Source organism: Akkermansia muciniphila (assembly GCF_002884975.1).
Lineage (GTDB): Bacteria > Verrucomicrobiota > Verrucomicrobiia > Verrucomicrobiales > Akkermansiaceae > Akkermansia > Akkermansia muciniphila_C.
Map to the genome: position 1 here is coordinate 191542 of NZ_PJKB01000001.1, position 11159 is coordinate 202700.

Annotated in this window: 10 protein-coding genes and 1 tRNA gene; 6 read left to right on the forward strand and 5 right to left on the reverse strand. The window is 58.9% G+C overall.

The genetic code is table 11. The annotated features are described in order from the left end of the window. Positions 1-7: 7 nt before the first annotated feature. The 5 genes from CXU21_RS00895 to CXU21_RS00920 all read right to left on the reverse strand — a co-directional run bounded on the left by CXU21_RS00895 (position 8) and on the right by CXU21_RS00920 (position 4920). Positions 8-607 (reverse strand): hypothetical protein, encoded by a 600-nt coding sequence (locus tag CXU21_RS00895; RefSeq protein WP_146016885.1) that lies wholly within the window; start codon positions 605-607, stop codon positions 8-10. Positions 608-670: 63 nt separating this feature from the next. Beyond that, positions 671-1804 (reverse strand): tyrosine-type recombinase/integrase, encoded by a 1134-nt coding sequence (locus CXU21_RS00900; protein ID WP_102724699.1) that lies wholly within the window; start codon positions 1802-1804, stop codon positions 671-673. Between the two features lie 118 nt (positions 1805-1922). Beyond that, positions 1923-1997, reverse strand: a tRNA-Gly gene (locus CXU21_RS00905). Positions 1998-2652: 655 nt separating this feature from the next. Beyond that, positions 2653-4173, reverse strand: a complete 1521-nt coding sequence (gene proS, locus CXU21_RS00915) for a proline--tRNA ligase (RefSeq protein ID WP_102724701.1) — start codon at positions 4171-4173, stop codon at positions 2653-2655. A gap of 54 nt (positions 4174-4227) precedes the next feature. Next, positions 4228-4920 (reverse strand): site-2 protease family protein, encoded by a 693-nt coding sequence (locus CXU21_RS00920; RefSeq protein ID WP_102713520.1) that lies wholly within the window; start codon positions 4918-4920, stop codon positions 4228-4230. Between the two features lie 103 nt (positions 4921-5023). Between CXU21_RS00920 and CXU21_RS00925 the strand changes: the two genes are divergently transcribed. The 6 genes from CXU21_RS00925 to CXU21_RS00950 all read left to right on the forward strand — a co-directional run bounded on the left by CXU21_RS00925 (position 5024) and on the right by CXU21_RS00950 (position 11026). Continuing rightward, positions 5024-5743 carry a hypothetical protein gene (locus tag CXU21_RS00925; RefSeq protein WP_102713518.1) on the forward strand — a complete coding sequence of 240 codons (720 nt, stop codon included), beginning with the start codon at positions 5024-5026 and terminating at the stop codon, positions 5741-5743. Between the two features lie 75 nt (positions 5744-5818). After that, complete coding sequence (locus CXU21_RS00930) at positions 5819-6727, forward strand: nucleotidyltransferase family protein (RefSeq protein WP_180972565.1); 909 nt, start codon at positions 5819-5821, stop codon at positions 6725-6727. Positions 6728-6739: 12 nt separating this feature from the next. After that, positions 6740-7834 (forward strand): phosphotransferase enzyme family protein, encoded by a 1095-nt coding sequence (locus CXU21_RS00935; protein WP_102724703.1) that lies wholly within the window; start codon positions 6740-6742, stop codon positions 7832-7834. Between the two features lie 28 nt (positions 7835-7862). Further along, positions 7863-8789 carry an NAD-dependent epimerase/dehydratase family protein gene (locus CXU21_RS00940; protein WP_022397063.1) on the forward strand — a complete coding sequence of 309 codons (927 nt, stop codon included), beginning with the start codon at positions 7863-7865 and terminating at the stop codon, positions 8787-8789. A gap of 369 nt (positions 8790-9158) precedes the next feature. Then, positions 9159-9554, forward strand: coding sequence for a hypothetical protein (locus tag CXU21_RS00945; RefSeq protein WP_102713512.1), 396 nt, complete (start codon positions 9159-9161; stop codon positions 9552-9554). 92 nt (positions 9555-9646) lie between these two features. Continuing rightward, on the forward strand, positions 9647-11026 hold the full coding sequence (locus CXU21_RS00950) for a replication-associated recombination protein A (RefSeq protein WP_102724704.1): 1380 nt from the start codon (positions 9647-9649) through the stop codon (positions 11024-11026). Positions 11027-11159 lie beyond the last annotated feature (133 nt).

The window sequence follows — 11159 nt, forward strand, 5'->3', positions numbered from 1 at the left end:
TCCCATATCAGCGTCTCCTTTTAAAAATGTTCTGCCTCGTGATGCGTGTGATGGGGTCGATCGCCTTGCTGCCATCCTGCTGCCGGTCGGTGGCAATGGCGGACAGGAAAGCCATCTGGGCCCGTTCATCCAACGCCTGCTGGAGTCTGGCATTACTCGTCAGCGCCATGCACACCCGGCTGGCGAGCAAACAAACCACCGCGTCGCAAAACTCCGGCGCATGGTCCGGCAACGTCCCTCCCAGCGCCACAAGGTCGCTCTGGTAATTCACACGCAATGTCTCCGGGCACTCGTCTTCATCCACCAGAATGCCCTCCGCCTGCAAGCGGGGCAGGCGCACGTCCATCCCGTCCTCCGTCCTCATGCGGGTAATTTTCAGGCACCCGTCCGGATAAGGAAACAAGGCCACTCCCGGCGCCACCTGGGCGTCTCTCTTGCGCTTCAGCACCGTTTCACGCGCCGCAAACGTCCAGTTGAAGCGGGCGCACGCCATCCGCAGTACGGGATTGTACCATACGTCACACGGGTGCTGCGTTGGGGAGTCCTCTTTATACTCTTGCGTCCCAAGCAGTTGCAGGGCGAGAGTAAACACAGTATGCCTGTCCATGTCTACAGCATGGCAAGGCGGCAGAATCAAAGAAAGCGTGACGGTGTCACACAGCCGGGAACCTTACAATTCCGGCAGGGATTCAGCGGCGGAACGCAGTTGTTCCGCGGAGGGACGGATGTACACGCTATGCACGGCGGATGAATCATGCCCCACCAGCTCCATAGCCAGCCCCTGGGAAACGCCGGAAGCCTGCAACAAGGTGGCGGCCGTCGCGCGGATGCTGTGGAAGGACTTGCTGTTCATTCTCCGACGGCGACCACCAGAGGCACCATGCACCACGCCAATGCCGTGGGTGCGCAGCAGAAGGCCGAACTGGGCGGAAGCGCCATCCCCCAGGGCCAGCAGGGGAGCGTGAAGCAGTTCATCCGCCGGTTCCCCCGCTTCCTTCCAGCGAGCAAGCGCCCACTGGTAGAAGCCTTCCCTCATGGGCTGGTCCATCCAGCGCCCCGTCTTGCCCGTGTCAAAGCGCACGACGCGGCGCTCCCAGTCAAATTGACTCCAATTCAACCTCAAAATATCCCCCAGCCTCTGACCGAAGGTCTCAAACGAGCAGCGCACCGCAGAACTCCACAGGGGAGGGAAATGCTCAATCATGTAGCGTATCTCGTCCAGGGTGAACGCTTCTTTGTGCAGTTTCTCGCCCGCGCGGTCCGGGGGAATGGAAACGCCGGTGCACGGGTTGCGGTCAATCACTTCAGAATCCACGGCGTCTGTGAATGCCTGGGAAAGGGCGGCCAAATCCTTGGCCACCGTCTTCTGGCGCACCTCTTCACGGCGGGCTGCCACGAAGCCCTTGATGTCCGCCTTGGTGATCAGGCGTAGCGGGGCATCAGCCCGACCGCCCAGATAAGCGTAGAAATGCTTGTAGGCCGTCCTGGCGTTCCGTGCCGTATCTTCCGATACCAGCGCCGCCTTGCGCCTCATGTAGTCGTCGCACCAGGCCCGCACGGAAACATTATTGTGCGCCTGATATTCTTCCGCCTCCGCACAGGCAATCTGCACGCCCCGCTGGTAAGCGAGCCGTTCCGCCAGCTTGGCTGTGATGCGGTCTCCCTCGAACTCGCCGCCATTCACAGGCACCTTGGTGGAGCGCCGCCGCATCTTGCCGTCCGGCCCTTGGAATGTTACCATCCAGTAAGGGGAAGATTTTTCCTTGTTGATGGACAGACGGCCGCTGTAGAAAGGCTTGCTCATACCTGTAATATTTCCTGTAAGGGTTTTGTAATATGGTTTACGTAAGTTTTCTTACGTGTACTTTATTCATAATCCCTAGCAATATCAAGGTTTGCGTAGGTTTTCTTACAGAAACTGTTGGAGCGGATGATGGGATTCGAACCCACGACATCAACCTTGGCAAGGTTGCGCTCTACCCCTGAGCTACATCCGCTTTGAATGACCGGAGCCTTGCGGCGTCCGTGTGGCAAAAAATATATAGAGCTATCCGGATTTGGCAAGATTTTTTTAGAGAAAAATTCATGTTCACCGGAACAGGGCCACGCTGCCATACCTTTTAAAGAGGTCTGATGCTTTTGCGGAAGGTGTATGGAGGACGGGAGGGGCAGCGGATGCTTCCATGCCGCTGCGTATTCCCACATCCTGGTGTGTTCCTCCCAGTCAAGGAGGTGGGCAATGTCGTCCGGCGCCAGGCCGTCCAGGTAGATTCTGAATTCCCTGCCTCATTGTGGAGCCGGATTCATTTTCCTTTCATGTGTTCATCGTCGGCGCTGGTGATTTTGGCGCGTTCCGTCCGGGTGGCCTTGTTTCCCTGCATGATGTGCCATTCAAACCATTTGGAGGCGGGTTTCAGGCAGGGGGGCGCCAGAACCTGGGAAGAACCTGGTAGAGCGGCTGTCCCCTTTCCGCTTTATCCGCTGGCGCGGCAGGGGGAGCGCCAGGCAGGCATCCGAAATGAAGCGGTTTTTACGGAAAGAATGGGGAAATTATAAAGGGCTCCCTGTTTCCATAAAAAACGGGGCTGTTCCGGAAAGGCGCGTTTGCCTTGCCCTGGAACAGTCCCGTGAAGAAAGGGAGTCAATGGGAGATTAGTAGCTTCTGGCCCAGAGGACGCGGCGTTCCGTCATGCGGCCGGTGAGGATGCAGGGAGCGGGTTCCCCGCGGCCCAGTTCGCCGAGCGGGATGCAGCGTATGGAGATGCGCAGGTGCTTGGCGAGTTCCTCTTCCTCTTCCGGGGAGCCGTCCCACGGCACCTGGAGCCAGTCGGCGTCTCCTTCTCCGGAGAAGTTTTCTTCCAGCTCCCGCAGGGTGGAGGCGGGGCGGATGTGGGCGTCCCGGAAGGCGACGGCCCGTTGAAGCAGGGTATCCTGGATGTTCTGGAGAATGTCCGTGACGGTATCAACCAGTTCCGTTTCCGGGACGAAGGATTTTTCATTGACGGGCAGGTCGCGCCGCTGGAGGCAGACGGAGCCTTTTTCCAGGTCCCGGGGGCCGATTTCCAGGCGCACGGGCACTCCCTTCTTCACCCATTCCCATTTCTTGGCGCCGCCGCCCAGGTCGCGTTTGTCCACCAGTACGCGGAGCGGCTGGCCGTGGAAATTCTTGGCGCGGAGGGTGTTCGCCAGTTCCTCGCAGTGGTCCAGAATGGCCTGGCGGCTTTCTTCCTTGGGCGTGACGGGGATGATGACGACCTGCTGGGGGGCGACGCGGGGAGGGCATACCAGGCCGTCGTCGTCGGAGTGCATCATGATGAGCGCACCGATCATGCGGGTGGAAACGCCCCAGGAGCTCGTCCAGGCGAACTGCTGGGTGTTGTCCCTCCCGGCAAAGCAGATGTTCTGAGATTTGGAGAAGTTCTGCCCCAGGAAGTGGGAGGTCCCGGCCTGGATGGCCTTGCGGTCCTGCACCATGGCTTCCACCGTGTAGGTCTGTTCCGCGCCGGGGAAGCGTTCCGCCTCCGTTTTTTCTCCGGGAATGGTGGGAATGGCCAGAACGTCCCTCTGGAAGTCCTCATAAACCTTGTGCATGGTGAGGGTCTCCTCAATGGCTTCCTCCCGGGTTTCATGGGCCGTGTGGCCTTCCTGCCACAGGAATTCGGCCGTGCGCAGGAAGATGCGGGGCCTCATTTCCCAGCGCATCACGTTGCACCACTGGTTCACCTTGAGGGGCAGGTCGCGGTAGCTGGATGTCCAGCGGGCGAAGGCCGCGCCGATGACGGTTTCCGAGGTGGGGCGGATGACGAAGGGTTCCGTGAGCTCCCCGGTGGGAATCATGCGGGTCTTTCCGGTAGCTTCATCCTTCTGCGCTTCCAGCCTGTGGTGGGTGACCACGGCGCATTCCGTGGCGAAGCCTTCGGCGTGCTCCGCTTCCTTCTCCAGATAGGAAATCGGAATCAGGAGAGGGAAGTAGGCGTTCGTGTGGCCGGTGTCCTTGAAGCGCTGGTCCAGGTCCTTCTGGATGAGTTCCCAGATGGCGTAGCCCCACGGCTTGATGACCATGCAGCCGCGCACCTCGGAATTCTCCGCCATGTCGGCGGCCTTGATGACTTGCTGGTACCACTCGGGAAAGTCCTGGGCGCGGGTGGGGGTGATTGCAGTTTGTTGAGACATATTGGATGGTATGTTGAATGGAACGGGCGCGGCCCGCAAAGGAAGCTCGGAATATTAAAAGGGGGCGTTTCTGTATTCCCGGTAATTGCTGTAGGCGAAGAGGGCCATGAATATGGGAATGAAGTAGCCGTGGAAGAGCTGGAAGCTGAGCAGCCCGATAATGATGGACGTGATGAATCCGGTCATGAACACTTTCCGGGGGGAGCGGATGAACTGGGCGATCAGCTGTCCGCCGTCCAGGGGGTAGATGGGCAGCAGGTTCAGGATCGTCCACCATTCCCCGATCATGATGAGGCAGGAGAGGATGTAAAGCTGGGGGGAGATGGCCGCCGCCGTGAAGGGGCTGATGGCCAGGTCCCAGAAGGTCAGGTTGTGCGCGGTCATGACCGGAGCGACGATGTTCCAGGTAATCCACAGGCTGATGATGCCCAGCAGCAAGGTCATCATGGGGCCCGCCAGAATCATGAGGGCCCTTCCTCCGCGGGTCAGCTGCATGCCGTGGCTGCTCGTCAGGCCGCCGAAGAGTTCCAGGACGATCGTCTGCTGGCCGCCGCCCAGCCTGCGGCCCACCAGCGCGTGCCCCATTTCATGGGACAGGATGGCGACGAAGCCGGCAATGACGAACAGGGCCGGATAAATGAGGCCTTCCACACTGTTGATGCTGAGAGCGCCGCCGAAGATGGCCAGCACCACCCAGAAGCTGGGGCGGATGTAAACAGGTATCCCGAACAGGGTGAAATGAATCATGCGCGAGAGGGTAAGGGCAGATTCCCCTTTTGCCAAGCCCGGAGAATGTGCATGCACCGTTTTGGCGTTGGTACGGTGCAGGGGATTGTGTTAAAAGGCCTTTATGAGGCTGTTTCCCATCATTCTGTGCTGCGCCGTTCAGGCCGTACAGGGATATGACGGACCCCCTCCCTTGACGGAGGTGGACGGCCGTTCCCCCATCCGCATGGGGGGGGAATTGCTGGGCGGCTACCGTTCGGACTACATCCACCGCGGGGAAAAGATGGGGCCCAATTCCGTGGAAGGCCAGATTTCCGGGGGGGCCTCCCTGTCGGACTCATGGGCGGTCAGCGGGGAACTCTTCGCCATCCGCAACTGGCAGGGGCGCAATTTCAGCCAGACCACCCTGCACGGGGAACTTCAATATTATCTGGCGGACGAGTGCACGGCCGGACTGTTTGTCAACGGGCAGTGGTATGATTCCTGCCCCCTGAAAACCGGGGTGGAGCCCGGCCTGTCCCTCAAGTGGAACCCCATGCCGTCCTGGTCGTTCAGCGGCTCCTTCCTGTATGATTCCGGGCAGGAGGGGGTGTACTCCCAGTGGGGCGTTACCTGGCAGCCCCTGCTGTGTGAATCCGTCGCCATGGTGAATACGGTTTCCCTGGGGTTTTCCCATGATTACCTGGGGAGAAACGGCTTGAAGGAACTGATGGTGCGCACGGGCGCGCGGTGGGCCGTTTCCGGCAGTCTGCGGTTGGAGCCTTTCCTGGGATGGTATTGCGGCTACGGGCGTGACGATTTCAAAAAAGTGGTGCTGGGCCTTTGGTGCTCTTACGTTTTTTAACGGGCGGATTTCTCCGGTTTTCCAGCATTTTCCAGTTGCCAAACGGGGAGGCTTGGTCATAATGGCCTGCGTATTATGAAGCCTACACTTCTTGTTTTAGCAGCTGGTATGGGTAGCCGTTACGGCGGTCTCAAGCAACTTGACCCGATGGGTCCCAACGGTGAAGTCGTTCTCGACTATTCTGTTTATGATGCCATCCGGGCCGGTTTCGGAAAAGTGGTATTCATTATCCGCCGTGACTTTGAAGATATTTTCAAGGAAAAGGTCGGCAGCCGCTTTGCCGGCAAGATTGAGGTGGATTACGCCTTCCAGTCCCTGGACGACCTGCCTGAAGGCTTTTCCGTGCCGGAAGGCCGTGAAAAGCCCTGGGGCACCGCCCACGCCCTGCGCGCCGCCCGCCACGTGGTGAAGGAACCCTTTGCCGTGGTGAACGCGGATGACTTTTACGGCGCGGACGCCTTTGTGCAGGCCGCCAAGTTCCTGACCTCCACCACGGATGAACCCGGAAAGGCCCATTACGGCATGATCGGCTATCCGTTGAAGAACACCCTCTCCGACAACGGGGACGTGAACCGCGGCATCTGCTCCATCAAGGAAGGCCTGCTGGACGGCGTGGAGGAATTCGTGAAAATCCAGGCTGATGAAGACGGCGTGGTGCGCGGCAACAACCTGAAGGGCGAACGCCTGCCCGTGGACCCCGGCGAACTGGTTTCCATGAATTTCTGGCTCTTCTCCCCCTCCTTCATTGAGCTGACGGAAGACCGTTTCATTGACTTCCTGAAGGAACACGGCCAGGAACCCAAGAGCGAATGCTTCATTCCCACCGTGGTGGACGCCCTGATTCATGAAGACCGCGCGGACTGCGCCGTTCTTCCCACCTCCTCCACCTGGTTCGGCATGACCTATCCCGGGGACAAGCCCATGGTCGTGGAAGGCATCAACAAACTCATCAAGCAGGGCGTATACCCTGAAAAGCTCAACTAAGCCTCTTTTCCCATGCACGATCTCAAGGCTGTATCATCCCTGTTCGATCTCCGGGGCGACTTCGTCCACGGTTACTCCTACGGCAGCGGCCACATCAACGACACTTACTGCATCTGGGTGGACCAGGCGGGCCAGCGCATCCGCTACATCCTCCAGCGCGTGAACCATAACGTGTTCAAGCAGCCCATCCCCCTGATGGAAAACGTGAAGCGCGTGACGGACCACGCCCTGAAGCGCCTGAAGGAGGAGGACTGCCCGGAAGCCTACCGCCGCACCCTCACGCTGGTTCCCTCCGTGGACGGCAAGCCGTACGCCCTGGATGCGGACGGCAACTGCTGGCGCGTGTACCCGTTCATTGAACGCGCACGCACCTATGACCAGATTGAAACCACCAAGCAGTGCCAGGAAGCGGCCCGCGCCTTCGGCGAGTTCCAGAAACTCACGGCGGACCTGCCCGGAGAACCCCTGTTTGAAACCATCCCCGATTTCCACAATACCACTTCCCGCCTGGAGGCCCTGAAAAAGGCCATCCAGTCCGACCCCCTGGGCCGCGTGAAGGAAGTGCAGAAGGAAATAGACTGGTACCTGGCCCGTGAAGCGGACTGCCATCTGGTGGTGGACTACCTGAAATCCGGAGAACTGCCCCTGCGCTGCACGCACAACGACACCAAGCTGAACAACGTGATGCTGGACGACGTGACGGGGGAAGGCATCTGCGTGATCGACCTGGACACCACGATGCCCGGTTCCGCCATTTACGACTTCGGGGACATGATCCGCACGGCTACGTCCCCCGCCGCGGAAGATGAAAAGGACATCTCCAAGGTCACGATGCGCATGTTCATGTTTGAGGCGCTGGTGCAGGGTTACCTGAGCTCCGCCAAGAGCTTCCTGACGCCTCTGGAAAAGAGCCTGCTGCCGTTCTCCGGCAAGCTGCTCACGATGGAATGCGGCATCCGCTTCCTGACGGACTACCTGTCCGGAGACGTGTACTTCAAGATTCACCGCCCGGAACACAACCTGGACCGCTGCCGCACGCAGATGGCCCTGGTGGAATCCATCGAGGCGCAGATGGATGAAATGAAGGCCGTTGTGGACCGCTACTAACCAATACCTACCAACATCGGAAAAACACATGAAGATTCTCGTAACCGGCGGCGCCGGATTCATCGGTTCCCACATTGTGGAACACTATCAGGACAAGGCGGAGGAAATCCGCGTGCTGGACAACCTGCGCACGGGCTACCTCAAAAACCTGGACGGGCTCAAGCACACCTTCATTGAAGGCTCCATCTGCGACCGCGAACTGGTGCGCCAGGCGGTGCAGGGCGTGGACTACATCTTCCACATGGCCGCGCTCGTCTCCGTGCCGGAATCAATGAGCAAGATCGGAGAATGCATTGACATCAACGTCAACGGCCTTCTGAACGTGCTGGAGGAAGCTTCCGCCGCCGGGGTCAAGAAAATCGTGCTGGCGTCTTCCGCCGCCATCTATGGTGACAACCCCACCGTGCCCAAGCTGGAAACCATGTACCCGGAACCCAAGAGCCCCTATGCCATCACCAAGCTGGACGGGGAATACTACCTCAACATGTTCCGGGCGGAAGGCAAGGTCAACACGGCCGCCGTGCGCTTCTTCAACGTCTTCGGCCCCCGGCAGGACCCCAAGGGGGCCTATGCCGCCGCGGTGCCCATTTTCATTGAAAAAGCCGTCAAGGGAGAAGACATCACCGTGTACGGCGACGGCACCCAGACGCGCGACTTCATTTACGTGAAGGACATCGTGGGGGCCCTCACCTTCGTGGCGGAGCATCCGGAAGTCACCGGCGTGTTCAATGCCGGTTACGGCGGGCAGATCACCATTGAAGAACTGGCGGACAACATCATCAAGGCCGCGGGTTCCTCCTCCAAGGTGCTCCATGCCCCGGAACGCGCCGGCGACGTGAAGCATTCCCGCGCCTGTGCGGACAAGCTCCGGAGCGCCGGATGGCAGCCCAAACACACCCTGCCGGAAGGCCTGGCGACTACGCTGGAATACTTCAAGGGAATTCTGGGCAAGTAACTTTCCGGAATTTCCGGTTTACCATTATTCAGGGACTGTCTCCGCTCCTGCGGCGGAGGCAGTCCTTTTTTTGTGGGAAAAACGGCGCGTGTATGACAAATATGCCCGGAGCCCTAAAGTGGATCATTCAAAAGGCTTTTTTCCGGAGCGGGAAAAGCGGGGGAAACGAATCGCCGGAAAAAATGGAAATTCATTCATCATGAAGCATGTTTTATGGAATGCGGCAGTACGTTGGAGTTACAAGAAGATGATTGGAGCAAGTTGATATTTCATGTTTGTTAGAGAACATCATTTCCTACAGAAAGGATAGCCTCCGGTATTGAATATCATTGACAGGAGGAAGGGTTAATAATAGAGACCAAAAACGATATGAATCCCTACAGAAATTCTTCTGCCAACCAATTATCTGCGCTTGATGATACCTATCTTGAACTGGTGATGGCCCGCCGGAAGGAGGAAGCCCGCTGGGGATGGATACCTTTTGCCGCATTCGTTTCCTTTCTGCTCGTATACCGCATCTTTGGCTTTCTGATGCCTACCAATGACACGGACGGTTCGGAACCCTGGCTCTTCGTGCTGGCGCTGGCAGGCTGGGGGCTTCTGGCTCTCATCCACATGATAGTACTCCCCATCTGGATGCTGATAGCCTCCCTCCGCTATTGGGAGGTGAACCGCAGGGGACTGGCGGTGGCGGGGCTGCTGTTCAGCGTGCTTGCCCCAGTCTGCATGGTGCTGATGCTCTCCTGCTGGTCCGTTTTTGGATAACATGGAACTCCCCTCCATTCACGGGCGGGAAACTTGCCGCATTCCGGGGATTGGCCTTTTCTCCGCTCCTCCGACCGGGTAAAGTGCCTTTAATGGATCTGTTCAGTTTACAGGAAGCGGAGGCGCGGGAAGGGTTTGAACCCGGGGCGGACATCTCCGCCATGCCTCTTGCCGCGCGCATGCGTCCGCGCTCCCTGGATGAAGTGGCCGGGCAGAAGCACCTGCTGGCGCCGGGAAAACTGCTGAGGCGCGCGATTGAAACGGACCGGTTTACCTCCCTGATTTTTTACGGGCCTCCCGGCTGTGGAAAGACCACCCTGGCCGCCGTCATTGCACAGACGACGAACGCTCATTTCATGATGCTCAACGGGGTGGAATCCAACGTGGCGGACATCCGGGAGAAAATAGCCCAGGCGCAGATGAGGATGAGCATGCACGGGCGGAAAACCGTCCTCTTCGTGGATGAGCTGCACCGGTTCAACAAGGCGCAGCAGGATGTCCTGCTCCCCCATCTGGAAAAGGGAACGGTCAGGTTCATCGGCGCGACGACGGAGAACCCTTACTTTGCGATCAACTCCCCCCTGCTGTCCCGCTCCCAGGTCTTTCCGCTGGAGCCCGTGCCGGAAGAGGAGCTGGCCGCCCTGCTGAAACGCGCCCTGGCGGATGCGGAGCGCGGGCTGGGAGCCTCCCGCGTGGACATGGAGGAGGAAGCCCTGAACCATCTGGCCGCCAAGGCGGACGGAGACGCCCGGAAGGCCATCACGGCTTTGGAAGTGGCCGTTCTGTCCACTCCTGCAGGGGAAGACGGCGTTATCCATGTGAACCTCTCCGTAGCGGAGGAATCCATCCAGCGCAAGGCCATCAAGTACGACCGCCTGGGTGACTCCCATTACGACACGATTTCCGCCTTCATCAAGTCCATGCGCGGCTCTGATCCTGACGCCGCCCTGTACTGGCTGGGCATGATGCTGGAAGCCGGGGAGGACATCCGCTTCATCGGGAGAAGGCTGGTCATCGCCGCGTCGGAAGACGTGGGGCTGGCGGACTCCAACGCCCTGCGCGTGGCGCTGGACGCGGCGCGCGCGGCGGAAATGATCGGCATGCCGGAGGCGCGCATCCCGCTGGCGCACGCCACCGTTTACCTGGCTACGGCCCCCAAGAGCAATTCCGCCTACATGGGCATCAACGCCGCCATGGATGACGTGCGCAACGGAAAAACGCTGGCCGTGCCGGAGCACCTCCGGACACCTACGCGCAAGAAGCTGGCCGCCGCCGGCGGTGCGGACGCGGCCAGGCTGGAATACCTGTATTCCCATGATTACCCGGAACATTACGTTCCCCAGGCCTACCTGCCGGAAGGCCGCGTATACTATACCCCCACAGGAAACGGGCTGGAACTGCGCATCAAGGAGCGCATGGAATACCGCCGTAAAATGGTGGTGGGAGCGAACGGAAATAAGGATGAAAATTGAGAAAGATTTTATTTTTTTTCTTTGAAAATATTGAACTATACGGCAGCAGGCTAGATTGTTCTGTCTCTAACAAAATAAATTATTTGACTTTTTAGATTGATAAAATTACTTTTCATACTAGTTAATATGCTTC

What these genes read in the sequence shown, in the direction of transcription:
- CXU21_RS00895 (WP_146016885.1), bottom strand. Translation starts at nt 607, where the DNA reads ATGGACAGGCATACTGTGTTTACTCTCGCCCTGCAACTGCTTGGGACG.
- CXU21_RS00900 (WP_102724699.1), bottom strand. Translation starts at nt 1,804, where the DNA reads ATGAGCAAGCCTTTCTACAGCGGCCGTCTGTCCATCAACAAGGAAAAA.
- proS (WP_102724701.1), bottom strand. Translation starts at nt 4,173, where the DNA reads ATGTCTCAACAAACTGCAATCACCCCCACCCGCGCCCAGGACTTTCCC.
- CXU21_RS00920 (WP_102713520.1), bottom strand. Translation starts at nt 4,920, where the DNA reads ATGATTCATTTCACCCTGTTCGGGATACCTGTTTACATCCGCCCCAGC.
- CXU21_RS00925 (WP_102713518.1), top strand. Translation starts at nt 5,024, where the DNA reads ATGAGGCTGTTTCCCATCATTCTGTGCTGCGCCGTTCAGGCCGTACAG.
- CXU21_RS00930 (WP_180972565.1), top strand. Translation starts at nt 5,819, where the DNA reads ATGAAGCCTACACTTCTTGTTTTAGCAGCTGGTATGGGTAGCCGTTAC.
- CXU21_RS00935 (WP_102724703.1), top strand. Translation starts at nt 6,740, where the DNA reads ATGCACGATCTCAAGGCTGTATCATCCCTGTTCGATCTCCGGGGCGAC.
- CXU21_RS00940 (WP_022397063.1), top strand. Translation starts at nt 7,863, where the DNA reads ATGAAGATTCTCGTAACCGGCGGCGCCGGATTCATCGGTTCCCACATT.
- CXU21_RS00945 (WP_102713512.1), top strand. Translation starts at nt 9,159, where the DNA reads ATGAATCCCTACAGAAATTCTTCTGCCAACCAATTATCTGCGCTTGAT.
- CXU21_RS00950 (WP_102724704.1), top strand. Translation starts at nt 9,647, where the DNA reads ATGGATCTGTTCAGTTTACAGGAAGCGGAGGCGCGGGAAGGGTTTGAA.